This window comes from Proteus sp. Marseille-Q3619 (assembly GCF_965283115.1).
In genome coordinates, this window is the sequence record NZ_CBDIMP010000001.1 from 3,773,755 (window position 1) to 3,797,492 (window position 23,738).

Consider the following 23,738-nt stretch of genomic DNA (forward strand, 5'->3'; position numbering starts at 1 on the left):
TTAGTGTAAGAATAAGATTGTACTTATTAAACTGATATTGGCACACCTAAAAATTTTTTATATCATTCAAAATGGAATGTTATCAAAATCCATTGGGGATTGATTGTCATGAGGTTGATCTGGTGGTTTTGATAGCTGTGCTGGATGAGAGCCTGCGGATTTAATGGTACCACCTAGCATCTGCATCGAACCGCCAGCTTTTACAACAATTTCTGTTGTATAACGTTTAACACCGTTATCATCCCATTCGCGGGTTTGTAATTGCCCCTCGATATAAACTTGTGAGCCTTTACACAAATAGCCACTGGCGATATCAGCGAGTTTTCCAAACAGAACGACACGATGCCATTCTGTTTTTTCGCGATTTTCACCCGTTTGTTTATCTCGCCATTTTTCACTTGTGACCACAGCTAAATTAGCAACAGCACCACCAGAGGGAAGATAACGAATTTCAGGATCACGACCTAAATTACCGATAAGAATTACTTTGTTTACTGATCCGTTAACCATTTTCAGCCCCATTATAAAGTTCATTAAAACGGCGAAGGAATAAAGCTTTTGCTTGTGGTGGTGTTAGGGGGTTAACAACAAAATCACTTGCTGGAATACCTTCAAGCATTAACCAGTTACTACCTGTATCAATTTCTAAATCACGCTTTTCTGTGGCTAACATCATTAAGTCAGCAAAATGAACTGCATCAGATTTAGATTCAGGTAGTCCAAACTTTTTGCGGATCATCTTTTCTACACGCAATTCAATTAATTTATATTCAGGCAATAGCTTTTTCAGTGGTGATGGTAGGTCTTTGATATATGCTTCACTAGCATCATGAAGCAGGGCTTCTAAAGCATATTCAGGTGCAACTAAATAGCTGACATATACAGAGTGCTGAGCCACAGAATAGAAATTATCAATCTGTCCATTAAAGCGACATTCATTAGCAAGGCCACTGGCAATATCTTGAATATCTATATCCTCGATCCGTACATCGAGATAATAGAAATGTTTATTTGTTGCTGTTGCAATATAAGACATTATTCTCTCCACACAATTTTTAGGTAATAAGAATTCCTCTCGAATTAATCGAGATTAAGTTTCCCTGGTGTTGATAATAAAAAATAAAATGGATTCACACTTCAAATATTGTGCCTGATTATTTTGCCACCTCAGGCGGTGGTGGTAATCTTGGAAGTTCCTACACAACCAAGAGAATATTAAGATGTTAGGTTTTAACAGAGCATTACAACTAAGAATTCTAGAAGTTGCAGTACAGGATTATCCCAATACAATTCAACCTGAAAATATACCGACAGATCTTTCTGACATTGATAATGATATTTTATTAAAAAATATTGCATATCTTAGTGAAGAGGAAATGATAACCGGCGGAGTAATTGATGTAATGGCTGGTGCATTTCCTGAACTTACATTAGTAAAAGCTACTAGACATGCTGTAAATTTACTTACAGAGGAAGGTAGTATATCCACCTCTCTCAAAGTGATTACTGTCAGACTGCATGATGAAACATTAAATGAAATTCGTGATTTCATTACTTTAAACGTTCCTGACCCAGAAGAAAGGAAAGGGTATTTGCAGCGCTTAAAAGAGCTTCCCGCTGACGCCACAAAACACATCGTGCTTCAACTATTGGGTAAGGGGTTGAATCAGATACCGGACGCAGTTCAGTGGCTACAAACAGTGCTCCGTTCTTAACAAATTCAGATTCTTCACTATGTTTTACAAACTTAAGCCAACCGACGGTTTTATGTAGTTCTAACCAAAAATCTTCATAAATATTGTCGGTTGACAGAGTTAGCGCGTTCTTATGAAAGACTAAGGCATAGATCCTGATATTTTGTTTTTCATTAGTAGTATTACTCACGCCAATTTCCCTCCACACAATTGTTTCTCTTCACACGTTCTCTTCACACATAAAAATTATTCATTTTGTATCTGAATAGCGCTTTTGATTTTGTACTCGTCTATTTCAGCATCCAGTTTTGCTAGTTTATCCACCAGCTCTTCACGTCTTGCGTTTAACTCACCGAGGACTTTGATAGACGATAGTTTCTTTTCCATCCAATCAACAACATCTGCATCGGTGAAATTAGCTGGCGGTATGATTACTGGTTCAGTGGTCATAGCTGCTCTCTTCACACAGTTTATTTCGCTTTAGAAACAGAATGCAACTAAAAGTAGATATTGTCAACAACTAAAAGTAGAAAACAGAGGCGTAAAAAAACCAACTTTTAGTTGGTTTTAATGTTTATGCGAATTGTTTAAATGACATTGGTAGGCTTCTTATAAGCTTTCCATGAAAATAAACTTCATGTATTTCATGATCATCAATAAAAAATGGAGGGTAAAAATCATTATCTGATATTACAGCTAACTTCCTACCTTTAACGCGTTGCAATCGTTTAATAAAGGTAGAATCTTCAAAGTTAAAGATATAAATACCATCACCATTGAATTGATTTATTTTGGTATCTATAAAAAGTAAGTCTTTAGGGTTCAGTGTGGGAGTCATGCTATCACCATCCACATTGATGATCATTACGCCGTCTAGATTACTACGACCAAATAACTCATAAATACGTTCTTGTGGTATTTCTATTGATCTAACTACTTCTGGAAATGGATTATTAATATAGCCATTTCCTGCTGACGCAAAAGCCTCGATTTGTCTAACTGTGGCTGTATCTTTATTAAATTCGTTTTGCGGATCAGCTTGTAGACCTACACCATAGTCAAGATATGCGGGGGTTGAAAAAACGGTTTTAGCAACTAATTCCATCTTATCATCTCTAGGTTTGGCTGTGCCTAATGTATATCGACGTGCCATTTCATAAGACACACCAACTTGTTCGGACAATTGCCGAATATCTACATTAACCTCTTTCATTCGCTGAGTTAGTCGTTTAGCGAAACTATCGTATTTGTTATTTTCTACCATAAGTAGAATTCTATCCACCAATCTCACCCTTGTCATTTCTATTTTAAGTTGTTTTATTTGTCTACTTTAAGTAGTATTGGTGTATTACTTAAGGAGAGGCATCTATGCACCAAGAAAATTATACAGAAAAAGCAATTAGAACAATCGGGGTGCCATCTGCTGTATCTCGAATGTTTGGCTTTAATTCCCCTCAGTCAGTTTTTAACTGGATTAAAAATAACAAAGTACCAGCAGAGCGAGTGATCCAACTATGTGAATTAGGTGGTTGGGTTGTATCACCGCATCAACTACGACCTGATCTCTACCCAAATAAAACCGATGGTCTACCAAAACAATAACAAAACCGTTTAAAGCAGTTAACTACAAGAATTTATCAATGGTGGTAGGAAATGAGTAACCAATCAATAAAACAGGTAGTGAAAGAAATGTGTGAGGCAACAGCTGGTGGGCGTGAGGCAATGGCTGGAGCACTCGGTCTGTCTTTAACGTCATTCAATAACAAGCTTTATGAGAAAAACGGTTGTCGCTCATTTGATTTAAACGAGTTGTTAGCGATGCAAGATATTTCTAAGACCGTTTTATTTGCTGAATTTGTCGCTCGTGAATCAAATCGTTTACTCGTTGACAGAATTAGTCCTGCGGAACTGGACGAAACGGAATTGTTTATACTGCGTAGTGGTGTTGACGAAATGCAGGGGCGTTTAGCGTTATTGATGAAAGATAGCTTAGCTGATGGCGTTATTGATGGTGATGAAGAGCAAAAAATAAAAATGATGTTGGATGGATTAATTTCACAGATCCGCACATTTATGAATGCGTTTGTTTCGTTGCATCAAAAGAGAAATTAAAGATGGCTATATCCAGAAAGGGTGAAGCCAAAGGTGTACGGCCTCTGGCTTCGGTTTGCAAATTTCAATTGTGTGAAGAGAAATTAGCATGAGTAGATTATCAAACTTAGCATGCCGTACGCAAGTACGGGCTTCAATGCGTGATGGTCGTTTTGCCTATGAAATTAAAGTACCAGAAGGCTATGAAGAAACAAACTACCAATTTATGCGTTGGCTTGTAGATGATTTCAATTCAAAACATGGTTTAAGGGCGGGCAATGAACAATGAGAACCCAAACCAACTTGATCGCTACTACAAAAATCACAGGGGTATCGTTGTTCATGTTGTTCGTTATGACAGAGAAAAACAGCGTGTCATTTTTATGCTCGATGGTTGTGACGATCCTCAATGTGAACCCTTGCAACGATTTAAAGAGAAGTACACACGTATTAAGTAATGAGGTGGCAAGATGAGTTTATTATTACTAAAAAGTCGCCCTTTAGTCGTTATTCCTGAATTAGCGGTACGCCTTGGTTTAAATGAGGCGATGCTGTTACAGCAAATTCAATATTGGCTAACTGAAACTACTTCAGGTGTTGAATATGACGGCTCACGCTGGATTTATAACACAGTCGAAGAGTGGAAGAATCAATTTCCTTTTTTCTCTGAATCAACGATTAAACGTGCTTTTACTAATTTAAAAAAGCAGGGCGTTTTACGCATCGAGCAAATCAATAAATCTAACCATGACCGTACTAATTATTATGCGATTAATTACGATCACCACTTGCTGACCGATGAGGTCAATATGACCCAATCGAACGGTGATAACTCATCTAATCGAACAGTTCAAAATGACCTTATCGATAAGCGCAAATTGAAACCTTCAAACAGTTCAAAATGCGCTGTTCTGAACGGGTCAAAATGGTCTGTTCTTACAGAGAATACAACAGAGATTACTTCAGAGAGTACAACAGAAACAGATCATTCGTCGCAGAATTCTGGCGAATCCAGCGACCAGCCGAAAAATGATTTTTTAACTCGTTATCCCGAAGCAGTGATTTACAGCCCTAATGGTCAGAAATGGGGCGATGAAGGTGATTTGAAAACGGCGAAATGGATGTTTGGTCGTGTTAAAAAACTGAATCCATCTGCGCTAGAGCCTACTTGGTATGACTGGGCGAACGATATTCGTTTGATGCGCCAAATCGATGGACGTACCCATGAACAAATTTGTGCCTTGTTCGATTGGGCCAACAAAGATTCATTCTGGCACCAAAATATTTTAAGCCCTCGTAAATTACGTAAACATTTTGATGAGCTGACCGTTCGTAGCCAAGAGCCAAAGAACGAGCCAAAGGTTCAAGTTGATACTGTTGAGCGTGACAGTGCTTTCTCTCGCTTAATTGGCTCTCGTTCTAAACCTCAAAATCGTATTGAAGAGATCGCACTTGAATTAGCGGGTAAGACAGGCATTCGTCGTATGAGTGAGTTCTCTGGTCGTCAAGCATGGAGCAGCATTTGGAAACAAGCGACTGAAATGTCACAGGAGGCTCAGTAATGCTAACTAAATACATTTTGTTTGTTGGGTTTTGGTTTGTAGTGACATTATTGATTGGCTTATGGGGGACTTATGCCTGAACTCATGCTCACGTTGCCATTTCCACCTAGCGTAAATACTTATTGGAGAAACATTAAGGGTCGAACCTTAATCAGTGAAAAAGGGCGTAAGTTTCGAATTAACACAATTGCTTCTGTGTATGAGCAGTTAAAGAGAAAACCTAAAGCGATTAAAGAAAATGTCTCTGTCCTGGTTCGCTTATATCCACCAACAAAACAGCGTAGAGACATCGATAACTTTTTAAAAGCCCCGTTTGATGCATTAACACACGCGGGTATTTGGGAAGATGATCAACAAGTGAAGCACATGGATGTGATGCTAATGGAAGTCGTAAAGGGTGGAAAGTTAGAAATCACTATCCGCTCATTTAATAACGTGATGTACGGACACGAGTAAGCGTGGAGAGAAATAGCATGATGCAAAGAACAATGGAAGTTTCAGCATTACCTGCAATGAATCGCGAATTAACTATGTCGAGTAGAGAGATTGCCAGTTTAACGGGCAGTAATCACTCAGATGTTAAACGTTCTGCAGATAGGCTTTTTATTGCTCAAATTTTAACCCAGCCATTGGCTGAGTTCCCTTTTGAGCATAATGGCAATCAATATACTGAATACCGTTTTAATAAAAGGGACTCACTAGTGCTGGTGGCTCGACTGTCACCTCAATTTACAGCGAAAATTGTCGATCGGTGGCAGGAACTGGAGTCAAAAATGCAACCAATCATTCCTCAAACATTACCAGAGGCATTGCGATTAGCTGCAGACTTGGCAGAAGAAAAACAAAAGCTAGAAAGTGAGTTGGCGATTGCCATGCCTAAGGCTCAGTTTGTTGATAATTATGTTTTATCCACTGGTTCTATGACATTTCGACAAGTATGTAAATTACTGCAGGTGAAAGAAACGGATTTTCGCTGTTTTCTAATAGATAAGAAAATCATGTATCGCTTGAATAATACATTTACGCCTTATCAAACCCATGTCGATCTTGGTCGCTTTGAGATAAAAACGGGTACTAATCAAACCAATAACCATGCATTTGCACAATCACGGTTTACCGCTAAAGGCGTGAAGTGGATCGCTGGGTTATGGGCTGAATATAAAGTAGGGGATATCATTTAATGAAATTACTGTTAACTCCCTACATTCAGCCAGAACTTGGTGTTGTACTACTTAAACCAGGCGCTGAATTACTTGAGCAATTTAAGCGACATTCTCGTGTGATTATTAGTGATGTGCCGAAAAGTTTAGATGTTCTCCCGTCGGGAGCATTAACTGGCGATGAACAGCCGATTTTAAACAATAAGCGCATCATTCAATTTCTTAATAGCAAAAAAGTGATCCACACCATTGATAAAGTGGCACCGATGGATTCGTGGGTTATTAGTAATATCAAATACTGTCAGATTGATAACGACGAAGACAATTATCATCACCATGAGTTAGTTACGACCTTTAATGAAGAAGGAGTTATTCGCACTTGCTGGCATCACGATAATCATATTCGTCATTCATCTGCGGGTTGGATTGCTGAATTAGCTCATAAAAATCGTATCAATTGGATGTTAGATACTATTCGTAGTCGTTTGAGATTAGATAGTGGCCACCAGCTGACGATACCAGATTTTTTCTCATTTGCGGTTATGCATAACTTGGTTGATGAATTGCCTGAACCAATATTACGCCAGATTTTAAATTGGTCAGATAAACAAGAGGAACGCAAAGTTCATGGTGGTTTTCCTGAAGCTGACATTATTCCAAGTAATGTGACAGCGCTATCAGCAATGAATGAGCGTTTAGATGCAATAAAAGCAGTTATTAAAGTTGCTATCGATCCGGAGCCACCAGCGTCATTTCTTCTTAAACCTAAAATGCAACGTTGGGAAAATACCCAATGGTTGCAATGGGTGAAGACTCAACCGTGTTGCGTGTGTGGGCAACAGGCTGATGATCCACACCATATTATTGGGTATGGCATGGGCGGTATGGGTACTAAGGCTCATGACTTATTCACTATTCCATTATGTCGCATTCATCATGACGAGTTACATCGTGACCCAAAACAGTGGGAAGCCACTCACGGTAATCAACTCGAATTGTTATTTCATTTTTTAAACCGTTCATTAGGCATCGGTGCATTTATTTAACGTGTGTACGGCACGAGGAGTATTAGGCATGAGAGATATGCAGGAAGTTTTATCACGTTGGGGAGCGTGGGCATCTAATGATAATAATGGTGTGAATTATTCTCATATAGCGGCAGGGTTTAAAGGTTTAATACCACCATCATCTAGTTCTCGTATTGCGTGTAGTGATGACGACGGATTATTAATTGATGGTGCTATTACTCATTTAAAACGAATTAGAAAAGAAGATGAGTTGGAATTAATTGTTGCTCATTATATTTATGGGATATCAAAGCGCAGTATTGCTAAATCATGGAAAGTAAGTGAAGGACGAATTAGACAGCAAATACAAGTAGCTGAGGGATTCATTGAGGGATGTTTAGCTATGTTAAATGTTCCTCTTGAAATGGACATCGAGGTAATGAAATCACCAAAAATTATAGATTCAAAAAAGTATTAGTGCGCTACGCAAAAACAGTGCTAATGTGATAAGAGTGAATACGTTGTCACCTAACTTATAGGATGAAACCTCGCTTCGGCGTGGTTTTCTTTTTTCATGCGTTCCTTAATTACTTTTATCTTATTTATGGTCATTAGAAATTTTAATAAAAAAAGGGGAAATTAATTCCCCTTTGGATATATTATTTTTTTTCAGTATTAACTGAAATATAAAGCCTTGTGTTAAATGAGCCAACGGATAAACTCCAATTAGCTTTCACCTTTATCTTCATGAGTTTCATGAAATATGAGAGTAAGGATAAAACTAGCATGCATAGATCCTAATTATGGTCTCTTTACTTAGGCTGGATAAGCGACTAATATTCTCAGTGACAAAGAAAAGTGCTAGTAACGAATAAAAGAGACATCATTATTCATAGCCTTTTATAGAAGCCCGCTAGGACTGGTACTCTTAGCGGGCTTTCTTGTATCTAAGATAAAGAGTTATTAGCTACTAAGCAAGTGTACAAATCTGACTGTTCCTGTGGATAAATATTGGGTAACTTTTTTAAAAATATATATAACTATATGTAAATTAGAATAAATAATCTTTGTTTGTTGCCCGTAATTAATTAAAGTCTATTTGTGAAAATGTGATCGTTTGATGTTTTATTAAACCAATATCTTGTAAGCAATCCAACTATTCATAGGTACCATGAAGAAAAAAGGGCGCAAAGAAATGTTAATGAAGATAAATGAGTCTAAATTAATTGCAAAAGAACAACTGACTAATATGCATTATAATTCTAAATATTTGGATATAACCTGTAGCACACCTTCATCAACTATACGTTGGACGACTAAAAGATAATTTGACGTTTTATTATAAAAAGAAGATAAGACTTGCTGTTCTATTTGGTCAGAGTTACATGTGTAGTTATGCACGATAACTGACCAAAGGTATAAAATATCATGTTAAAACAGTATGATATGACAACGCAGGCAAGTTGTGTACTTGAAACAATCTCAAAAAGTGATTGGCAAACAGTACAAGCAATTTCAAATCAAACTGGACTAAGTAATGAAAATTGTGAGTTTCTATTAACTCAGTTTGAAATAGCAGGGTTTGTCGCAAAGCAAGGAAATAGCTATATGCGTACAGCCTAAAAAATATAAAGAATTTATAAAGCTGGTGGCTTAATAGTCATCGGCTTTTTTATTGCGTAGAAAAGGACTTCTGATGCAACTATTTAACGATGACGCACTCTCTGTATTAAAAACACTACCTGATAACAGCATTGACTTAATCGCTACAGATCCACCTTACTTTAGAGTGAAATCGTGTGCATGGGATAATCAGTGGGATAGTGTTGAGGCATATCTGTCTTGGCTTGATGAGGTACTGGCTGAATTCTGGCGGGTATTAAAACCCAATGGCAGTTTGTATTTATTCTGTGGCTCTAAATTGGCGTCAGATACTGAATTGCTAGTTCGTGGGCGATTTAATGTATTAAGTCACATCATTTGGGCTAAACCATCAGGACCATGGCGACGACAAAATAAAGAAAGTCTACGCGCCTTTTTTCCTTCAACAGAACGAATACTTTTCGCTGAACATTATCAGAGACCGGTTACAGCCAAAGGTTCTGAATTCTCTTTAAAATGCAAAGAGCTAAAGCAGAGCGTATTTAATCCTCTGATTGATTATTTTAGACATGCTCGTTTAGCACTGCAGGTGAGTGCAAAAGAAATAGACCAAGCAACAGGTAAGCAAATGTGCAGTCATTGGTTTAGCAATAGCCAGTGGCAATTACCCTGTGAAGAAGATTATAAAAAGTTACAAACACTGTTTACACACATTGCTGATAAACAAGAAAAACTATCACCGTTATCTCGCCACTTTAGTGAGTTAGAACGAGAGCAATTTACATTACAAAAAGACTACCAAGAGTTAATAAAAGAATATGGTTTATTGAGACGACCATTCTTTGTAACTGCAGATGTTCCTTACACCGATGTGTGGACTTATCCTCCTGTTCAATATTACCCCGGCAAACACCCTTGCGAGAAACCATCAGACATGATGGAACATATTATTCGTTCTAGCAGTCGTGAGGGAGATCTGGTTGCTGATTTCTTTATGGGATCAGGCGCAACTCTGAAAGCAGCATTAAAACTTAATCGAAAGGTTTTAGGTGTTGAGCTTGAGAAAGAGCGCTTTGAACAAACAGAGCAAGAAATAAAAAGCTAACTTGTAAGTAACCCTTACAGGTTTAATTATACGGTAATTCTGGATAGTTCCTTGATATGTGATCTAATGGTAAGAACTATTTAACATATTATCTCTTTGTGTACACAACAGTAGGAGATATTTATGGATTATTATTATGTTCACAAATTCACAGATAATCATGGTGATTATGAGGTGCATAAGGAAGGCTGTAATCATATGCCTGATGTATTAAATAGAGAGTATTTAGGCTTATTTTCTAATTGTGCCCAGGCTGTTGCTAAAGCAAAAGTTAATGGTTATAGAACTGCTGATGGTTGTTATTGGTGTTGTAGAGAGTGTCATACATCATAAATAAAAAATTTGTGAATTAATTAAAGATCGCCTAGGCGGTCTTTTTTATTATCTAAAATAAGGAATAAATTTATGTACGCACTTAAATTAATTACTGAACGTGAAAGTCGTAAAGTGGAAGAAGTCCACTGCTTAGGGGATATGTACCGCTTGGAGTTTTATCCTGAGTCTGAAAATAAAGATATCGTAGCTAGAATCGAACACACGAAAAAAGGCTCTATTCCATCATTTGATATTAAACGTATAGATCACGCCTACATTACAACAGTAACAGGTGATACGGTTAGAGTTATCTCTAGAGGTAAATAAGTTTATCAATAAATCGCTTAGGCGATCTTTTTTTATACTCCTTTAGTTTCAGTATGGCAGAACGGCTATCTTTATCTTTTGTTAATTAATTCAAGTATATAAAAAGATATTTATCAAACGGTGGACCTTTGTTCGAAAAGTTGATATTCTTTGCGTCTCCAATAAGACGAGGGTGCTATGTTAAAAAAGGCTAAGTTAGACATGGATATAAAAAAAACAGCAATATACAACGGTGATTGCTTAGAATTAATCAAATTCATGCCTGATTCATCGGTTGACCTTATCATTACATCACCACCTTATGCTGATCAGAGAAAAAGCACTTATGGTGGTGTACACCCTGATCGCTATGTTGAGTGGTTTGAGCCCATAGGGAAAGAGCTTCTTCGTGTTTTAAAGCCTTCAGGTTCTTTTATTCTTAATATAAAAGAAAAAGCCATGAACGGTGAGCGACATACATATGTTTTAGAGTTAATCCTGGCTTTGAGAAAGCAAGGATGGTTATGGACTGAAGAGTATATCTGGCACAAAAAAAATAGCTTTCCAGGAAAATGGCCCAACAGATTTAGAGACTCATGGGAACGATGCTTGCACTTCACAAAAAGTAAAAAGTTTGCGATGTACCAGGATGCGGTGAAAGTCCCAATGGGTGATTGGACAAAGTCACGACTAAAAAATCTTTCGGATGCAGACAAAAAACGCGATGAATCTAAAGTTGGAAGCGGGTTTGGCAAGAAAATAGAAAATTGGGTTGGTCGAGAAATGGCTCTCCCGACCAATGTGTTGCACCTGGCAACTGAATGTGGCAATAAAAAACACAGCGCAGCTTTCCCTGAAGCTCTACCTGAATGGTTTATTAAGCTGTTTTCAGTTGATGGTGATATTGTTCTTGACCCATTCTCTGGTTCTGGCACAACAGTTAAAGTTGCAGATCAAATGTCTCGAACAGGTATTGGTTTTGAGTTATCTGAAGAATATTGTGCAGTTAGTAAGCAAAGATTAGGGTTGAAAGGAAAGGTCTATAATAAATTTATGATGTATACCAAGTAATTAGATAAATTTTATTTAAGAGTTCTTTTGGTGTGGTATTGTTAAAAAGCAGTAAACACTAAAAGGAGATTTGTATGTCGGGAAGTTGTATTGTCTGTGGTAAAGTTGCAGATAAAGTTATTGGTATTAGACTTAGAAGAGAGTTAGATAATCTCTCTGCAATTTGGGCTCCCAATACTAAGGCTTACTTATGCGATGATCATGCCGGTATTGGTTATGACATCAATATCGAGTTTACACCTCGAGAAGATACCACGATAAGAACCGAAGTAAGTAGTAGAGGAAATACTCCAGTGGTAAGGCTTCATAGTATTTCAAAACCAGTAAATTGGGATGATGAGTAAAATATTCAAATAAATCAAAGGTCACTTCGGTGGCCTTTTTTATTGGAGAAAATATGAAAAATCTATTTATTAATCTGTGTATAAAGCTATCTGGTAAGACTAAAGAACAATTAAATTTAGCTTGGTCATTTCATTATTTCGTTACCCGATCTAAATACAAAGCTTATTGGCGAGCGGTGTTTTATTAATAATCGAAAGCCTCATGCAGAGATATCGATAATCGCACACCAGGTAGAGTTGTGCCCACCATCTATTTATACATTCCAGACCACAGTATCAATCACACATCAATCACTTCACATAAGAGCTGTGTGTCTGCATCCCTTTAACTAAACTCGGACACTCCGTAGGGGTGTATATGCGCATGGAAAAATTGACCAATGCTACCTACGGAACGGCTGGCTTAACTGCCTTTTTTGCAAGTCTCTCATTGTATGAATGGGGATTTGTAATAGGGATGGGATTCAGCATGCTCCTTGGATTAGCAACTTATTTTATGACACAGCGAGAACAACGAAAACGAACAGCGTTATTTGCTGAATTAGTTCACCGTAATTGTTCTAGTGATCCGCAAGACATAGAAAAGATAGTTGGCGAGATGCTGACTAAAGCTAAAAAGGACATTTAATGAACCTAAAACAGAAAGTGACAGCAGTCGCGAGTGCTGGTGCGGTAAGCATTGCGCTAACAGTGATTGGTTATTTTGAGGGAGTGCGTTATGAGCCATACCATGATGTTGCTGGAATTCTGACGGTTTGTTATGGCCACACTGGAAATGACATCATTCAAGGTAAGACATATACACAGCAAGAGTGTGACGAATTACTGCAGAAAGACTTTATTAGAACGCAGCAGCAAGTTGATACCCTGATTAAAGTACCGCTGGATGATAAAACAAAAGCTTCTCTATATTCCTTTGCTTTTAATGTCGGTACCACAGCATTTGCACGTTCTACGTTGCTAAAGAAATTAAATGCAGGTGATCAGTATGGCGCCTGTGAAGAAATGAAGCGTTGGGTTTATGCGGGTGGAAAGATATGGCGAGGGCTAGTCAGTCGTAGAGAGGCGGAGTCAGCATTATGTCGCGGAAGCCTTTAATCATCATCGTCGGTTTTATCCTTACTCTACTCATCACAGTCGCTGGTGGCATTTATATCTCAATTGATAATTCATGTGTTGATGATAAAGCCAGTTTAGAAAAGCGCTGTCAGATAGCCCTTTCACATCACAGGTATTAATCATGAAGCAGTGGAAAATTTACATTGTCATTGTGATGGTAGGAGTTGTTACTGGTGGTTATATTGCCAACATCATACAAGATATCATTACTCAAAGAGATAATTTAATAGTAGAGAATAAGCAATTAACAAAAGAAAATAATAGTTACTCAAAGCTGTTAAGTGATCAGATATTTCAATTTAATAGATTTAATCAAATAGCGACTACAGCCTACCGCTATGGCATTCAGGCAGATGTAAAATCACAGGAGAAAATCATTGAATATAGAACGATCCTTAAAAAAGAGCCGACTTGTGATTTGCTTGTTCCTCAACATATTACTGATGGGTTGCTCAAGCACACCTATGAGTTACGGTCAATGTATAGAGATACCCAAGACATTGACTCAACCAGTGTTAGTGCCTCTACCGTCCGAACTTTAACATATTGCCAAGTGGTGTTATGGATACCTTCCTTGTTATCGACAATAGAAAAAGCTAATGAGCAATTAAAAGCAATACGGGAAATTGAAGCGAAGAAAGTAAAAAAATAGACCCGCGGGTTTAATGGGGGTCTGAATGTTTTAGATAACATGGATCTTATTATTTTGCCCAAGTGAACAGGTCGCTCTTCACTGGAACATCAACCGTACTCTGTTGCTTAAATAATAGCCATTTTATATTTGTAAAGGTTCATAGCCACTAGTTAATAGCTGGTGTTTTTTGTATCTGCAGAAAGGATGGTTGATTTCATCAGGCTGACGGGGAAGCCGTAAGTAATTAAGGTAACGTAGTGATACATGATGATGCAACCGCAGTCAGACCTACTAACACCACAATCAGAAATTATTGGTTATTCTCAGAGCGAATTGCAGAGTTAGAGTCAGTGATATTAGAGTTACAAGATTACATTAGAATGGAGTGTTTGTGATAATCCCCCTCAACAAGAGAAGGGGAATTAAACAAAATTGTAAAAACTATTTTTTATTTAATAGATAACCAATAACAAAACCGACACCTGCAGAAATGGCTACCGAAGTTAGTGGATTCTTTTTAATTCCGAGTTGTGTGTTTTTGACACATTCTTGTGCGGAATCGAGTAATTGCGATGTTACTTGTTTTCCAGCACCACAAATTTCTTTTGCCTCACCTTTTATTATGTGCTCAGGAGAATCGATTACTTCTCCATATTTAATTTGTGCTTTACCTAGGGTTTCTGTGGCTTTACCTTCAGCTTTCTCAAAAAGTCCCATAATGTTACTCCTATAGTTAATTTGTTTTGTGCAAAAAAATATAATTATAAGTGGGTAGATAGTTTTAATATTAAATAATCGCCAATAAGAAAGGTATATGTAAGGTTGGTAATTTCACCCGAATAGGAGTGAGCAGATCAAAATAGGGAAACTAACTATAAACTGTTAAAAATATAATTATTCATGACTTTTATTGTCACTGAGTAATCGGGTTATTTTTATAATTTAAAAAATAGCTCATCAGAGATGAGCAACTATTACATTAAAAAATTATCAATTTTTATAGTTCAAGTGAAACACAATGAGTTAAATGACAGTACGCTATTGTTTAAATAATAGCCACTTTATATTTGTAAAGTTTCATAGCCATCAGTTAATAGCTGGTGGATTTTTTAATGATAGGTAGTTGTGAATATTCAATAAAGAATAGAAATTCGTGCACTATAAGCACAAGTAGAACGACAAGGACAATAAATTACAGACTTACAAAAACAGCTCGATGATATGGAATCAACGAACTGTGAATCAAACGTTATTAAAAAAGCGCTTTCACAAGCAATGGATAATATCATCAACCAACAACAGGCAACAAATGGAGAACCAAAGCGGTTACTTTCCGTATGAGTCTATTCTTGCAAGTAGTTCAGCTTCAGCTTGTTCATGTATTTCTTTGATAGTTTTATTTTTCACGTCATCAACGTAAAGATGTATGGTGAACTCCTCTGCACCATTATCCTTGTTAATTCCGTAGAGAGATACCCTTACATTAGATGTATTGGGATCTGATATTAATTCAGAAAATACTTTGACACTGTTAAATTCTAGTTTCATGCAAACCTCATACCGAAGTAAATCAGCCATTTCTTTAGTAAGTTTCTCAGGACTGAATACTTCAAATAATCTAATGGATATTTATTTATACCCTGATATTTGATCAGGGGGCATTGTACCGCTTTTTTTGTTGGAGAGCACTGTGTCAGATAAATTAAAAGTAACGGTAGATACAGCAAATCTAGATAAGTTAGAAGAGCAACTAATCCGCATTAAGCAACTAATGCAAGATGTAGGAATCAAGGTCAGCGTTAAGCCTGAGCAAAGCAATGATTTCTTTATTGCAGGTTCAGGTAATTATTTTATGAAAGATGCTGTTATTGATTTGGGAAAGCTAAAGTGCTGTGCATCAAGTGAGGCTGTATTCAGCGGTGTAATTACTGGCGGTAAGTTAGAACCAGACATCAAGGCTTAAATGGCAGATTTACACATGCAAGCTAATCGACAAGATGTTGCTATCAATGAGTTAAAAAGAGTAATAGAAACTCGGCATCAAGCATTTTCGCAAGCCATAAGTGATTTAAATAACAGAACGTGGTGTAGTCAGAAGTAAAGGTGAGAAATCCCACCTTTAAAATCAATGAGGATTATTCTCCTCTTTAGGTTATAGGAGATCACATGCCACCTCGTATACCTCGCGCGTGTCGTAAACAGGGATGCGCCAAGACAACAACAGAACGTAACGGTTACTGTGAAGATCATCAGAACTTAGGATGGGAAACCCACCAGCGTGGTAAGTCTCGTCATCAACGTGGTTATGGTACCCAATGGGATAAGTTACGAGCACGCATACTCAAACGTGATAAGTATCTGTGTCAAGAATGCTTAAGGTCAGGACGAGCCACCGAAGCGAAAACAGTTGACCACATCATTGCTAAAGCACATGGGGGTACCGATGCGGAAGAAAACCTTCAGTCGTTATGTATTCCATGTCATAGAACTAAGACAGCAAAAGAAAGAATTTAGTATTAAATATAACATACTGATATATAACGAATATATAAAGTTATAAAAATATTTAATTTCAAAATGAAATTATAAAACACCGGTAGGAGGGGAGGGTCAAATCTCTACCACTCTCGCCTTATAGGACCGCCCCCTTACCTCTTTTCACATCACCGCAGGTTAGAAAACTTTTTTTGGGGAACCCCAAGCAATTATTGATAGGAGATTTCTATTATGGCTGGACCGCCTAAAACCCCGTCACATCTGCAATTGGTGAGGGGGAACCCATCAAAACGACCGATTAATAAAAAAGAGCCAAAACCGCCAAAAGGGGTACCCCCAACTCCGAAGCATTTCACTAAGCAAGGTAAGTATTGGTTTAAGCGTATTGCTGAAGAACTTGATGCAATGGGTGTCATGAGTCAGATGGATGCTAAGGCATTGGAGTTACTCGTCGAAGCTTACACTGAATATCGACATCATTGTGATGTTCTCGATGAAGAAGGCTATACCTACAAAAACAATACAGAAAGTGGATTGATGATAAAGGCGCATCCATCCGCTGCAATGAAGGCCGATGCATGGAAACGTATTCGTGCCATGTTAAGTGAATTTGGTATGACTCCCGCTTCTCGAGCAAAAGTCACTATGAACACTCCTGCCGAAGAAGATCCTTTTGAGGCATTTTTGAAAAAGCGCAAATGATGAATGGCAATCGTAGCAGATGGAATTCAGTACGCCGAACAGGTGGTTGCTGGAGAAATTGTTGCGTGCGAACTGGTACGTTTAGCGTGCCAACGGTTTTTGAATGATTTAGAGCATGGACCTGAGCGTGGCATCTATTTCATTGAAGATCGCGCACAGCACATACTCGATTTTTACAATTTTATTCCTCATGTCAAAGGGGCATTAGCCGGTAAGCCCATTGATTTAATGCCTTGGCATGTTTTTATCTTAATTAATATTTTTGGTTTTGTTATTCCGTTAATTGATGAACAAACAGGCAAAGAAGTTGTGGATGAAGACGGTGATGTTGTCTTTGTTCGTCGTTTTCGCACAGCTTATAACGAGGTTGCACGTAAAAATGCAAAATCCACATTGTCATCAGGTATTGGGCTGTATATGACCGGTGCTGATGGTGAGGGCGGTGCCGAAGTTTATTCAGCAGCTACGACGCGTGATCAGGCGCGTATTGTGTTTGAAGATGCGAAGAATATGCTGAAGAAGTCCAAAGCGACACTAGGTCGTTTATTTGAATTTAATAAACTCGCTATCTATCAAGAAAGAACCGCCTCTAAGTTTGAACCTCTTTCCAGTGATGCCAATAACCTTGATGGTTTAAATATTCATTGTGGCATTGTTGATGAATTGCATGCACACAAAACTCGTGATGTGTGGGATGTATTAGAAACCGCCACCGGTGCGCGTCTGCAGTCTCTTCTTTTTGGGATCACCACTGCGGGTTTTAATAAGGAGGGGATTTGTTACGAACTACGAGATTACGGTATTAAAGTGCTTCGTGGCCAAGTGGATGATGACTCGTTTTTCGCGATTATTTACACCTTAGATAAAGACGATGATCCCTTTGATGAAACTGTGTGGCAAAAAGCGAATCCGGGTCTCGGTGTTTGTAAGCGCTGGGATGATTTACGCCGTTTAGCCAAGAAAGCCAAAGAGCAGGTTTCTGCACGGATTAACTTCTTCACCAAACACATGAATATTTGGGTCACGGCTGAATCTTCATGGATGGATATGATGAAGTGGGATAGTGCTCCTGAACTCGCATCACAACAAGAATTACAAACTTATCCGTTATGGGTCGGTGTTGACCTTGCTAATAAAATTGATATTTGTGCGGCAGCTAAAGTATGGAAACAGCCCGATAACGGTCATGTTCATGCTGATTTTAAGTTTTGGTTACCCGAAGACCGACTTGAGCGTTGTTCTAAACAAATGGCGGAGCTTTACCGCAAATGGGCTGATATGGGGTATCTCGAATTAACTGATGGTGAAGTTGTCGATCATGCTCAAATTAAAGAAGAAATCATCGAATGGGTGACGGGCGAGAACTTAAACGAACTAGGTTTTGACCCATGGAGTGCGACACAATTTAGTTTATCACTGGCTGAAGAAGGGCTACCCCTTGTTGAAGTTGCTCAAACGGTACGTAACTTTTCCGAGTCCATGAAAGAGATTGAAGCTCTGGTTTATGCGGGCAAGTTTCATCATGGTCAACACCCTGTTATGAACTGGATGATGTCGAACGTCACAGTTAAACCAGATAAAAATGACAATATTTTCCCTAATAAATCCACACCCGAGGCAAAAATTGACGGCCCTGTTGCACTATTTACGGGTATGAGTCGATTATTGGTGAATGGTGGAGATCAGGAACAAAACCTCTCTGATGTCCTCGCTTCTCGAGGCTTACGCTCTCTCTAAGGAAATTTAATGAAATTTTTAACAATAACAGCCTTATTGGTTGGGATTGCGGGTGCTTTTTTGTTGTCATGGGGCGCTTGGTTAATCTACCCACCGATAGGGTATATTTGCGCGGGTTTACTGTGCCTTTTATGGTCATACCTTGTTTCAAGAGCGCTTGGACAACCTAGAAATAACAAGGAGGAATAATGTTTTTTCCTGGGTTATTTCAGAAATCTCAGAAAGAGATGACCTCATCAGAACTGAGTGAGTTAATTGGATTGTCTTATGACACTTATTCTGGTCGAAGAGTCAGTACACAACTCGCTATGCAACTGACTTCTGTATTTAGTTGTATTCGTGTTCTTGCAGAATCGGTAGGGATGTTGCCATGCTCTTTATATGAACAATTAGAAAGAGGAAATAAACGCGCCACCAAAGAACGGTTACACAAATTACTGGCGGTTAAGCCCAATAATTACATGACACCTCAAGAGCTTTGGGAACTATTAATTGCCTGTTTGTGTTTAAGGGGAAATTTTTATGCTTATAAGGTGTACGCCCTAGGCGAAGTGGTTGAATTACTACCTCTCGATCCTAGTTGTGTCACGCCAAAATTAAATAGCCAATGGGAGCCAGAGTATCAGGTGACATTTCCAAATGGTAAAAGTGAAACACTGACACAGCAAGAAATCTGGCATGTGCGGATTTTTACTCTTGATGGTCTAGTGGGATTAAGTCCGATCGCCTATGCACGTCAAGCCATTGGTTTAGGATTAGCCACCGAAGAGCATGGTTCGCGTTTATTTGGAAACGGTGCGGTGACAAGTGGTGTATTACAAACTGATCAATATCTAAAAGATGATGCTTACGAAAGACTGAAATCTGACTTCGGTGAACGGCACCAAGGGTTAGCCAATGCACACAAACCGATGATTTTAGAAATGGGGTTGAAGTGGCAACAAATTAGTTTATCGGCTGAAGATGCGCAATTTCTTGAAACACGCAAGTTTCAGTTAGAGGAAATTTGCCGTATTTTTCGCGTTCCTCTTCATATGGTGCAAAACACCGATCGTGCCACATTCAATAACATTGAAAACTTGGGTATTGGTTTTATTAATTACTCACTTGTTCCCTACCTTATTCGTATAGAGCAACGCATTAATGCAGGACTAGTAAAAGCCAGTAAACAAGGCACTTTTTATGCCAAATTTAATACTGGTGCTTTATTACGCGGTGACATGAAATCGCGATTTGAAGCCTACTCAACAGGCATTAACTGGGGGATTTATTCGCCTAATGAATGTCGTGAACTCGAAGAATTAAATCCTCGTGAGGGTGGTGATATTTATCTCACACCGATGAACATGACCACTAAGCCAGAAACCCAAAAACAAGAGGAGAAAGCGCATGCCGATGATGACCAAACAACGGCTTGATGTGCCATTGAAAATTAAGTCTGTTAGTGACTCTGGCGAGTTTGAAGGCTACGGCTCCGTTTTCGGGGTGAAAGACAGTTATGCCGATATTGTGATGCCGGGGGCTTTTCTTAATTCCCTGATTCAGTGGAAAGAAAAAGGTGCGTTACCTGCCTTACTTTGGCAACACCAAATGGCTGAGCCTATTGGTATTTATACCGAGATGAGAGAAGACAGCACCGGACTCTATGTAAAAGGTCGTCTGTTAATTGATGACGATCCTTTATCTAAACGTGCACATGCTCATATGAAGGCCGGATCACTCTCCGGCCTTTCTATTGGTTACATTCTTAAAGATTATGAATATGACCGCAGTAAAGATGCCTTTCTACTGAAAGAAATCGACCTATGGGAAGTCAGCTTAGTGACATTTCCTTCCAATGATGAAGCGCGAGTCAGTGATGTGAAGTCGGCATTTGCTCGTGGTGAATTACCCACACAAAAAAGTATTGAGCGAGTCCTGCGCGATGTTGGGCTTTCGCGAACACAAGCTAAGGCTTTTATGGCCAAAGGCTACGATGCACTTTCTCTGCGTGATGTTGAGCAAGAAGCATTAGAAACATTGAAATCTATTTTTAAATAATAAAGGAAAAATTATGCCTATTGATCATAAAGATGTCAGTGAAGTTGCTCAGGAATTAAAAGGTCAGTTTGACGAATTTAAAAAGTCGAATGATAAACGTATCAATGCGATTGAAGCTGAAAAAAGCAAGTTATCAGAAACGGTTGATACCTTAAATGGCAAATTATCAGAGCTGGATGAATTAAAAAGCAATTTAGAAGCGGAACTAGCTTCAGTTAAACGTCCAGATGGTAACGTGGCGAATAAAGATGTCTCTGAGCATAAAACCGCGTTTGAATTATTTGTGCGTAAAGGTACAGATGATGGCCTTGCGGAATTAGAGCGTAAAGCAATGCAGGTCGGTTCAGATCCTGACGGAGGTTATGCGGTACCTGAAGAACTGGATCGTAATATCATTACGGCATTGCGAGATGAAGTGGTTATGCGCCAAGAGTGTAATGTGATTACGGTTGGCACAGAGAAGTTTAAACGCCTGATTAATCAAGGTGGCACAAGTAGTGGTTGGGTAGGTGAAGTGGACAAACGCCCTGAAACCAACACATCAAAACTCGCTTCTATTGAACCGTTCTGGGGTGAAATTTATGGTAATCCTGCTGCTACTCAAACTATGCTTGATGATGCCTTTTTTAATGTTGAGCAATTCATCACCAGTGAGTTAGCCACAGAATTTGCAGAACAAGAAGAAGCGGTATTTACCCACGGTGACGGTATTAAAAAGCCTAAAGGCCTGTTGGCATACGGCAGTGACGATAAAGGCGATAAAGAGCGTGAGTGGGGTAAGCTACAGCATTTGTTATTGAAAAAACCGACAGAAATCACCGCCGATGAAGTCATGAAATTGATTTACACCATGCGAAAGGTTTATCGTGCAGGTGCTAAATTTATGATGAATAACAATACATTATTCCAAGTTCGCACACTGAAAGATGCTCAAGGTAATTATTTGTGGCAACCCGGTCTGCAATTAGGGCAACCTTCTGCATTATTAGGGTATGGCATTGCAGAAAATGAGCAATTTGCTGATGTCTCTGCTGACGCTGTGCCGATTGCTTTTGGTAACTTCAACCGCTGTTACACTATTCTTGATCGTATTGGTGTTCGTATGTTACGTGACCCATACACCAACAAACCGTTTGTACATTTCTATACGACGAAACGTGTTGGCTCTATGTTGGTTGACAGTAATGCGGTGAAGTTGCTGAAAGCGGGAGCCACTAAATAATCTGAGTTTATGTATCTCAGCTTCATATATACCGCTTAATTGCGGTTTTTTTATGCCTGCGATCGAGATAGGTCGCAGGATTTATTGGAGGTCTCATGGCATTTCCAACTATCGATGAATTGAAACGCCAATGTTATATCGATGGTGATCAGGATGATGATTTGCTTCAACAAAATCTATTGTCAGCGATAGCCGAAGTGGAAAGATTAACAAACCGAAAATTGTATGATGATGAAATACCTGAAAATGATCATTATGGCTTACTTCTTTCCGAAGATATAAAAATGAGGCTCATGCAAATGGTCGGTTTTTGGTATGAGAATCGTGAAGGTCAATCACTCCCCGAGTCGCTATGTAATGCATTGCGTGAATATCGTATCAGACCTATGCGAGGGCAATCATGAAAGCAGGAAGATTGCGCCAAACTGTCATATTTCAACAGAACGTACCCATTAAATTACCTTCAGGGCAACTTAAAAAAGAGTGGGTTGATATCGCTTCAGTGCGGTGCGAAGTAAAACATCTTTCTGGTCGTGAACTGATATCCGCTAATGCTGAAATGTCAGAGGTTACTGTTAGAGTGTGGATGCGTTATCGATCCGATATTAACAGTACCTGCAGAATGGTTTGGCGTGAGCAAATTTATGACATTCAGTCAGTCATCCCTGATGGGAAATTGACTCGATTAGAATTGCTATGCAAACAAGGAGTTAAACAATCATGAATTTGGATTTCTCCGATCTACTCGACTTATCAAGAGAGTTAGATGTTTTAAGTCGAGCTGAAAGTCATCAAGCGATGCGAAAAGCAACCAATGCGGCCGCGACGTTATTACGTGATGAAATTAGAACGTCCGCACCACGAAAGACGGGAAAATTAGCACGAAATATAGTGACCCGTAATCACAGAATGCGCAATAAAGGCGAGGTTTCTTCGGGCGTTTATGTTCGAGGGAGTAACGCATCAGGCACAAACAGTGATACATCCATGAAAAGTGATCATCCTAACAATGCCTTTTATTGGCGCTTTCTTGAAGAGGGTACTTCTAAAATGGCGCCAAGGCCTTTTATACGTCCTACTTTTGATCGTGAATCGGATAAGGCAGCCAATTTAGCCATTAGCGAATTAAATAGAGCGATTGATGAGGCGCTAGGAAAATGACAGAGGCGGATATCTACGCAATTTTATCTCCTGTATTACCTGATAAAGTTTTTCCGTATGTCGCTCCACAATCAAGCCCTGCAATAACAGCGCCTTGGTGTGCCTTCTCTTTGTACGATGTCAAAGGCGATGTACTGAAGGGGCAAGCCGAAACGATGACAAATATTCAGGTTGATGTTTATGCCGATACGATTGATGAGGCGAGAACGCTTCGCTTGTTATTTGCTAATGCCTTAACAAAATTAAGCCCTGTTGAAATTTCAGAGAAACAAGACTACGAGCCAGATACAGGATTGTTTAGAGCAACATTTGAGTGCCAAGTTTGGCAATAGCATCGCCTTATTATTCACACTAAAGCCACCTTCGGGTG

38 protein-coding genes and 1 pseudogene are annotated in these 23,738 nt (G+C 38.8%); 33 read left to right on the plus strand and 6 right to left on the minus strand.

Going from position 1 to position 23,738, the window contains the following annotated elements; genetic code table 11:
- Window positions 1-66 precede the first annotated feature (66 nt).
- Both ssb and ACWPWK_RS17480 read right to left on the minus strand, forming a co-directional pair.
- Window positions 67-510, minus strand: coding sequence for a single-stranded DNA-binding protein (ssb, locus tag ACWPWK_RS17475; protein ID WP_109372911.1), 444 nt, complete (start codon window positions 508-510; stop codon window positions 67-69).
- Window positions 503-1,036 carry a hypothetical protein gene (locus ACWPWK_RS17480; RefSeq protein ID WP_109372912.1) on the minus strand — a complete coding sequence of 178 codons (534 nt, stop codon included), beginning with the start codon at window positions 1,034-1,036 and terminating at the stop codon, window positions 503-505. The genes ssb and ACWPWK_RS17480 overlap by 8 nt, the downstream gene beginning before the upstream one ends.
- 184 nt (window positions 1,037-1,220) lie before the next feature.
- Here ACWPWK_RS17480 and ACWPWK_RS17485 point away from each other — a divergent pair, with 184 nt between their 5' ends.
- On the plus strand, window positions 1,221-1,715 hold the full coding sequence (locus ACWPWK_RS17485; protein WP_109372913.1) for a hypothetical protein: 495 nt from the start codon (window positions 1,221-1,223) through the stop codon (window positions 1,713-1,715).
- A gap of 225 nt (window positions 1,716-1,940) precedes the next feature.
- Here the strand turns inward: ACWPWK_RS17485 and ACWPWK_RS17490 are convergent, their stop codons facing one another.
- The gene (locus ACWPWK_RS17490) at window positions 1,941-2,144 is read right to left on the minus strand and encodes a hypothetical protein (RefSeq protein WP_109372914.1); all 204 of its coding nucleotides are present in this window, start codon (window positions 2,142-2,144) and stop codon (window positions 1,941-1,943) included.
- Window positions 2,145-2,268: 124 nt separating this feature from the next.
- Window positions 2,269-2,976 (minus strand): LexA family transcriptional regulator, encoded by a 708-nt coding sequence (locus tag ACWPWK_RS17495; RefSeq protein WP_234566516.1) that lies wholly within the window; start codon window positions 2,974-2,976, stop codon window positions 2,269-2,271.
- Window positions 2,977-3,062: 86 nt separating this feature from the next.
- Between ACWPWK_RS17495 and ACWPWK_RS17500 the strand changes: the two genes are divergently transcribed.
- From ACWPWK_RS17500 to ACWPWK_RS17590, 19 genes and pseudogenes are all read left to right on the plus strand, one after another.
- Entirely contained in the window at window positions 3,063-3,296 is a 234-nt protein-coding gene (locus ACWPWK_RS17500) for a transcriptional regulator (RefSeq protein WP_006533952.1), read from the plus strand.
- 51 nt (window positions 3,297-3,347) lie between these two features.
- Window positions 3,348-3,806: a YmfL family putative regulatory protein gene (locus ACWPWK_RS17505; protein ID WP_109372915.1), complete on the plus strand. Its 459-nt coding sequence runs from the start codon at window positions 3,348-3,350 to the stop codon at window positions 3,804-3,806.
- Between the two features lie 88 nt (window positions 3,807-3,894).
- Entirely contained in the window at window positions 3,895-4,074 is a 180-nt protein-coding gene (locus tag ACWPWK_RS17510) for a hypothetical protein (protein ID WP_109372916.1), read from the plus strand.
- Window positions 4,064-4,243 carry a DUF4222 domain-containing protein gene (locus tag ACWPWK_RS17515; protein ID WP_069369408.1) on the plus strand — a complete coding sequence of 60 codons (180 nt, stop codon included), beginning with the start codon at window positions 4,064-4,066 and terminating at the stop codon, window positions 4,241-4,243. Before ACWPWK_RS17510 ends, ACWPWK_RS17515 begins: the two co-directional genes overlap by 11 nt.
- A 12-nt stretch (window positions 4,244-4,255) precedes the next feature.
- Window positions 4,256-5,347 (plus strand): replication protein, encoded by a 1,092-nt coding sequence (locus tag ACWPWK_RS17520; protein WP_109372917.1) that lies wholly within the window; start codon window positions 4,256-4,258, stop codon window positions 5,345-5,347.
- A gap of 72 nt (window positions 5,348-5,419) precedes the next feature.
- Window positions 5,420-5,803, plus strand: coding sequence for a RusA family crossover junction endodeoxyribonuclease (locus tag ACWPWK_RS17525; RefSeq protein WP_109372918.1), 384 nt, complete (start codon window positions 5,420-5,422; stop codon window positions 5,801-5,803).
- Window positions 5,804-5,820: 17 nt separating this feature from the next.
- Window positions 5,821-6,528 (plus strand): phage antirepressor KilAC domain-containing protein, encoded by a 708-nt coding sequence (locus ACWPWK_RS17530; protein WP_109372919.1) that lies wholly within the window; start codon window positions 5,821-5,823, stop codon window positions 6,526-6,528.
- Window positions 6,528-7,553 carry a DUF968 domain-containing protein gene (locus ACWPWK_RS17535; protein WP_109372920.1) on the plus strand — a complete coding sequence of 342 codons (1,026 nt, stop codon included), beginning with the start codon at window positions 6,528-6,530 and terminating at the stop codon, window positions 7,551-7,553. The genes ACWPWK_RS17530 and ACWPWK_RS17535 overlap by 1 nt, the downstream gene beginning before the upstream one ends.
- 28 nt (window positions 7,554-7,581) lie before the next feature.
- Window positions 7,582-7,992: an antiterminator Q family protein gene (locus ACWPWK_RS17540; RefSeq protein WP_109372921.1), complete on the plus strand. Its 411-nt coding sequence runs from the start codon at window positions 7,582-7,584 to the stop codon at window positions 7,990-7,992.
- A 950-nt stretch (window positions 7,993-8,942) separates the two neighbouring features.
- The gene (locus ACWPWK_RS17545; RefSeq protein WP_109372922.1) at window positions 8,943-9,137 is read left to right on the plus strand and encodes a hypothetical protein; all 195 of its coding nucleotides are present in this window, start codon (window positions 8,943-8,945) and stop codon (window positions 9,135-9,137) included.
- 73 nt (window positions 9,138-9,210) lie between these two features.
- Window positions 9,211-10,221 (plus strand): DNA-methyltransferase, encoded by a 1,011-nt coding sequence (locus ACWPWK_RS17550; protein WP_109372923.1) that lies wholly within the window; start codon window positions 9,211-9,213, stop codon window positions 10,219-10,221.
- 123 nt (window positions 10,222-10,344) lie between these two features.
- Window positions 10,345-10,554: a hypothetical protein gene (locus ACWPWK_RS17555; RefSeq protein WP_109372924.1), complete on the plus strand. Its 210-nt coding sequence runs from the start codon at window positions 10,345-10,347 to the stop codon at window positions 10,552-10,554.
- A 72-nt stretch (window positions 10,555-10,626) separates the two neighbouring features.
- A complete protein-coding gene (locus ACWPWK_RS17560) occupies window positions 10,627-10,863 on the plus strand; it encodes a hypothetical protein (protein WP_109372925.1) in 237 nt (78 codons plus the stop codon).
- Between the two features lie 177 nt (window positions 10,864-11,040).
- Entirely contained in the window at window positions 11,041-11,913 is an 873-nt protein-coding gene (locus ACWPWK_RS17565) for a DNA-methyltransferase (protein WP_208623306.1), read from the plus strand.
- A 74-nt stretch (window positions 11,914-11,987) separates the two neighbouring features.
- Window positions 11,988-12,257, plus strand: a complete 270-nt coding sequence (locus ACWPWK_RS17570; RefSeq protein ID WP_109372926.1) for a hypothetical protein — start codon at window positions 11,988-11,990, stop codon at window positions 12,255-12,257.
- A gap of 358 nt (window positions 12,258-12,615) precedes the next feature.
- The gene (locus tag ACWPWK_RS17575) at window positions 12,616-12,885 is read left to right on the plus strand and encodes a bacteriophage protein (RefSeq protein ID WP_036904926.1); all 270 of its coding nucleotides are present in this window, start codon (window positions 12,616-12,618) and stop codon (window positions 12,883-12,885) included.
- On the plus strand, window positions 12,885-13,355 hold the full coding sequence (locus ACWPWK_RS17580) for a lysozyme (RefSeq protein WP_109372927.1): 471 nt from the start codon (window positions 12,885-12,887) through the stop codon (window positions 13,353-13,355). The genes ACWPWK_RS17575 and ACWPWK_RS17580 overlap by 1 nt, the downstream gene beginning before the upstream one ends.
- 142 nt (window positions 13,356-13,497) lie before the next feature.
- A complete protein-coding gene (locus ACWPWK_RS17585; protein ID WP_109372928.1) occupies window positions 13,498-14,028 on the plus strand; it encodes a hypothetical protein in 531 nt (176 codons plus the stop codon).
- Between the two features lie 248 nt (window positions 14,029-14,276).
- Window positions 14,277-14,405 (plus strand): annotated as a pseudogene (locus tag ACWPWK_RS17590) (lysis protein); the annotation flags it as partial.
- Window positions 14,406-14,451: 46 nt separating this feature from the next.
- On the opposite strand, the gene ACWPWK_RS17595 reads toward ACWPWK_RS17590, so the two are convergent.
- The gene (locus tag ACWPWK_RS17595) at window positions 14,452-14,727 is read right to left on the minus strand and encodes a glycine zipper domain-containing protein (RefSeq protein ID WP_109372929.1); all 276 of its coding nucleotides are present in this window, start codon (window positions 14,725-14,727) and stop codon (window positions 14,452-14,454) included.
- A gap of 609 nt (window positions 14,728-15,336) precedes the next feature.
- Complete coding sequence (locus tag ACWPWK_RS17600) at window positions 15,337-15,558, minus strand: hypothetical protein (protein ID WP_088495906.1); 222 nt, start codon at window positions 15,556-15,558, stop codon at window positions 15,337-15,339.
- Window positions 15,559-15,700: 142 nt separating this feature from the next.
- Between ACWPWK_RS17600 and ACWPWK_RS17605 the strand changes: the two genes are divergently transcribed.
- From ACWPWK_RS17605 to ACWPWK_RS17665, 13 genes are all read left to right on the plus strand, one after another.
- Window positions 15,701-15,973, plus strand: coding sequence for a hypothetical protein (locus ACWPWK_RS17605; protein ID WP_109372930.1), 273 nt, complete (start codon window positions 15,701-15,703; stop codon window positions 15,971-15,973).
- Window positions 15,974-16,111, plus strand: coding sequence for a hypothetical protein (locus ACWPWK_RS17610; RefSeq protein ID WP_181879803.1), 138 nt, complete (start codon window positions 15,974-15,976; stop codon window positions 16,109-16,111).
- Window positions 16,112-16,176: 65 nt separating this feature from the next.
- Window positions 16,177-16,524, plus strand: a complete 348-nt coding sequence (locus ACWPWK_RS17615) for an HNH endonuclease (RefSeq protein ID WP_109372931.1) — start codon at window positions 16,177-16,179, stop codon at window positions 16,522-16,524.
- A 213-nt stretch (window positions 16,525-16,737) separates the two neighbouring features.
- Complete coding sequence (locus tag ACWPWK_RS17620; protein WP_099660116.1) at window positions 16,738-17,208, plus strand: phage terminase small subunit P27 family; 471 nt, start codon at window positions 16,738-16,740, stop codon at window positions 17,206-17,208.
- A gap of 3 nt (window positions 17,209-17,211) precedes the next feature.
- Entirely contained in the window at window positions 17,212-18,945 is a 1,734-nt protein-coding gene (locus ACWPWK_RS17625) for a terminase large subunit (protein WP_109372932.1), read from the plus strand.
- Between the two features lie 9 nt (window positions 18,946-18,954).
- Window positions 18,955-19,134: a hypothetical protein gene (locus ACWPWK_RS17630; RefSeq protein ID WP_109372933.1), complete on the plus strand. Its 180-nt coding sequence runs from the start codon at window positions 18,955-18,957 to the stop codon at window positions 19,132-19,134.
- The gene (locus tag ACWPWK_RS17635; protein WP_023582514.1) at window positions 19,134-20,363 is read left to right on the plus strand and encodes a phage portal protein; all 1,230 of its coding nucleotides are present in this window, start codon (window positions 19,134-19,136) and stop codon (window positions 20,361-20,363) included. Before ACWPWK_RS17630 ends, ACWPWK_RS17635 begins: the two co-directional genes overlap by 1 nt.
- The gene (locus ACWPWK_RS17640; protein ID WP_208623307.1) at window positions 20,341-20,985 is read left to right on the plus strand and encodes an HK97 family phage prohead protease; all 645 of its coding nucleotides are present in this window, start codon (window positions 20,341-20,343) and stop codon (window positions 20,983-20,985) included. The genes ACWPWK_RS17635 and ACWPWK_RS17640 overlap by 23 nt, the downstream gene beginning before the upstream one ends.
- A 13-nt stretch (window positions 20,986-20,998) precedes the next feature.
- Window positions 20,999-22,207 (plus strand): phage major capsid protein, encoded by a 1,209-nt coding sequence (locus ACWPWK_RS17645; RefSeq protein ID WP_454209225.1) that lies wholly within the window; start codon window positions 20,999-21,001, stop codon window positions 22,205-22,207.
- Window positions 22,208-22,302: 95 nt separating this feature from the next.
- Window positions 22,303-22,611, plus strand: coding sequence for a head-tail connector protein (locus ACWPWK_RS17650; protein WP_109372936.1), 309 nt, complete (start codon window positions 22,303-22,305; stop codon window positions 22,609-22,611).
- Window positions 22,608-22,931, plus strand: coding sequence for a phage head closure protein (locus tag ACWPWK_RS17655; RefSeq protein ID WP_109372937.1), 324 nt, complete (start codon window positions 22,608-22,610; stop codon window positions 22,929-22,931). Before ACWPWK_RS17650 ends, ACWPWK_RS17655 begins: the two co-directional genes overlap by 4 nt.
- Window positions 22,928-23,368, plus strand: coding sequence for an HK97-gp10 family putative phage morphogenesis protein (locus tag ACWPWK_RS17660; RefSeq protein ID WP_023582509.1), 441 nt, complete (start codon window positions 22,928-22,930; stop codon window positions 23,366-23,368). Before ACWPWK_RS17655 ends, ACWPWK_RS17660 begins: the two co-directional genes overlap by 4 nt.
- Window positions 23,365-23,700, plus strand: coding sequence for a hypothetical protein (locus ACWPWK_RS17665; RefSeq protein WP_109372938.1), 336 nt, complete (start codon window positions 23,365-23,367; stop codon window positions 23,698-23,700). Before ACWPWK_RS17660 ends, ACWPWK_RS17665 begins: the two co-directional genes overlap by 4 nt.
- Window positions 23,701-23,738 lie beyond the last annotated feature (38 nt).

What these genes read in the sequence shown, in the direction of transcription:
- ssb (WP_109372911.1), bottom strand. Translation starts at nt 510, where the DNA reads ATGGTTAACGGATCAGTAAACAAAGTAATTCTTATCGGTAATTTAGGT.
- ACWPWK_RS17480 (WP_109372912.1), bottom strand. Translation starts at nt 1,036, where the DNA reads ATGTCTTATATTGCAACAGCAACAAATAAACATTTCTATTATCTCGAT.
- ACWPWK_RS17485 (WP_109372913.1), top strand. Translation starts at nt 1,221, where the DNA reads ATGTTAGGTTTTAACAGAGCATTACAACTAAGAATTCTAGAAGTTGCA.
- ACWPWK_RS17490 (WP_109372914.1), bottom strand. Translation starts at nt 2,144, where the DNA reads ATGACCACTGAACCAGTAATCATACCGCCAGCTAATTTCACCGATGCA.
- ACWPWK_RS17500 (WP_006533952.1), top strand. Translation starts at nt 3,063, where the DNA reads ATGCACCAAGAAAATTATACAGAAAAAGCAATTAGAACAATCGGGGTG.
- ACWPWK_RS17505 (WP_109372915.1), top strand. Translation starts at nt 3,348, where the DNA reads ATGAGTAACCAATCAATAAAACAGGTAGTGAAAGAAATGTGTGAGGCA.
- ACWPWK_RS17510 (WP_109372916.1), top strand. Translation starts at nt 3,895, where the DNA reads ATGAGTAGATTATCAAACTTAGCATGCCGTACGCAAGTACGGGCTTCA.
- ACWPWK_RS17515 (WP_069369408.1), top strand. Translation starts at nt 4,064, where the DNA reads ATGAACAATGAGAACCCAAACCAACTTGATCGCTACTACAAAAATCAC.
- ACWPWK_RS17520 (WP_109372917.1), top strand. Translation starts at nt 4,256, where the DNA reads ATGAGTTTATTATTACTAAAAAGTCGCCCTTTAGTCGTTATTCCTGAA.
- ACWPWK_RS17525 (WP_109372918.1), top strand. Translation starts at nt 5,420, where the DNA reads ATGCCTGAACTCATGCTCACGTTGCCATTTCCACCTAGCGTAAATACT.
- ACWPWK_RS17530 (WP_109372919.1), top strand. Translation starts at nt 5,821, where the DNA reads ATGATGCAAAGAACAATGGAAGTTTCAGCATTACCTGCAATGAATCGC.
- ACWPWK_RS17535 (WP_109372920.1), top strand. Translation starts at nt 6,528, where the DNA reads ATGAAATTACTGTTAACTCCCTACATTCAGCCAGAACTTGGTGTTGTA.
- ACWPWK_RS17540 (WP_109372921.1), top strand. Translation starts at nt 7,582, where the DNA reads ATGAGAGATATGCAGGAAGTTTTATCACGTTGGGGAGCGTGGGCATCT.
- ACWPWK_RS17545 (WP_109372922.1), top strand. Translation starts at nt 8,943, where the DNA reads ATGTTAAAACAGTATGATATGACAACGCAGGCAAGTTGTGTACTTGAA.
- ACWPWK_RS17550 (WP_109372923.1), top strand. Translation starts at nt 9,211, where the DNA reads ATGCAACTATTTAACGATGACGCACTCTCTGTATTAAAAACACTACCT.
- ACWPWK_RS17555 (WP_109372924.1), top strand. Translation starts at nt 10,345, where the DNA reads ATGGATTATTATTATGTTCACAAATTCACAGATAATCATGGTGATTAT.
- ACWPWK_RS17560 (WP_109372925.1), top strand. Translation starts at nt 10,627, where the DNA reads ATGTACGCACTTAAATTAATTACTGAACGTGAAAGTCGTAAAGTGGAA.
- ACWPWK_RS17565 (WP_208623306.1), top strand. Translation starts at nt 11,041, where the DNA reads ATGTTAAAAAAGGCTAAGTTAGACATGGATATAAAAAAAACAGCAATA.
- ACWPWK_RS17570 (WP_109372926.1), top strand. Translation starts at nt 11,988, where the DNA reads ATGTCGGGAAGTTGTATTGTCTGTGGTAAAGTTGCAGATAAAGTTATT.
- ACWPWK_RS17575 (WP_036904926.1), top strand. Translation starts at nt 12,616, where the DNA reads ATGCGCATGGAAAAATTGACCAATGCTACCTACGGAACGGCTGGCTTA.
- ACWPWK_RS17580 (WP_109372927.1), top strand. Translation starts at nt 12,885, where the DNA reads ATGAACCTAAAACAGAAAGTGACAGCAGTCGCGAGTGCTGGTGCGGTA.
- ACWPWK_RS17585 (WP_109372928.1), top strand. Translation starts at nt 13,498, where the DNA reads ATGAAGCAGTGGAAAATTTACATTGTCATTGTGATGGTAGGAGTTGTT.
- ACWPWK_RS17595 (WP_109372929.1), bottom strand. Translation starts at nt 14,727, where the DNA reads ATGGGACTTTTTGAGAAAGCTGAAGGTAAAGCCACAGAAACCCTAGGT.
- ACWPWK_RS17600 (WP_088495906.1), bottom strand. Translation starts at nt 15,558, where the DNA reads ATGAAACTAGAATTTAACAGTGTCAAAGTATTTTCTGAATTAATATCA.
- ACWPWK_RS17610 (WP_181879803.1), top strand. Translation starts at nt 15,974, where the DNA reads ATGGCAGATTTACACATGCAAGCTAATCGACAAGATGTTGCTATCAAT.
- ACWPWK_RS17615 (WP_109372931.1), top strand. Translation starts at nt 16,177, where the DNA reads ATGCCACCTCGTATACCTCGCGCGTGTCGTAAACAGGGATGCGCCAAG.
- ACWPWK_RS17620 (WP_099660116.1), top strand. Translation starts at nt 16,738, where the DNA reads ATGGCTGGACCGCCTAAAACCCCGTCACATCTGCAATTGGTGAGGGGG.
- ACWPWK_RS17625 (WP_109372932.1), top strand. Translation starts at nt 17,212, where the DNA reads ATGGCAATCGTAGCAGATGGAATTCAGTACGCCGAACAGGTGGTTGCT.
- ACWPWK_RS17630 (WP_109372933.1), top strand. Translation starts at nt 18,955, where the DNA reads ATGAAATTTTTAACAATAACAGCCTTATTGGTTGGGATTGCGGGTGCT.
- ACWPWK_RS17635 (WP_023582514.1), top strand. Translation starts at nt 19,134, where the DNA reads ATGTTTTTTCCTGGGTTATTTCAGAAATCTCAGAAAGAGATGACCTCA.
- ACWPWK_RS17640 (WP_208623307.1), top strand. Translation starts at nt 20,341, where the DNA reads ATGATGACCAAACAACGGCTTGATGTGCCATTGAAAATTAAGTCTGTT.
- ACWPWK_RS17645 (WP_454209225.1), top strand. Translation starts at nt 20,999, where the DNA reads ATGCCTATTGATCATAAAGATGTCAGTGAAGTTGCTCAGGAATTAAAA.
- ACWPWK_RS17650 (WP_109372936.1), top strand. Translation starts at nt 22,303, where the DNA reads ATGGCATTTCCAACTATCGATGAATTGAAACGCCAATGTTATATCGAT.
- ACWPWK_RS17655 (WP_109372937.1), top strand. Translation starts at nt 22,608, where the DNA reads ATGAAAGCAGGAAGATTGCGCCAAACTGTCATATTTCAACAGAACGTA.
- ACWPWK_RS17660 (WP_023582509.1), top strand. Translation starts at nt 22,928, where the DNA reads ATGAATTTGGATTTCTCCGATCTACTCGACTTATCAAGAGAGTTAGAT.
- ACWPWK_RS17665 (WP_109372938.1), top strand. Translation starts at nt 23,365, where the DNA reads ATGACAGAGGCGGATATCTACGCAATTTTATCTCCTGTATTACCTGAT.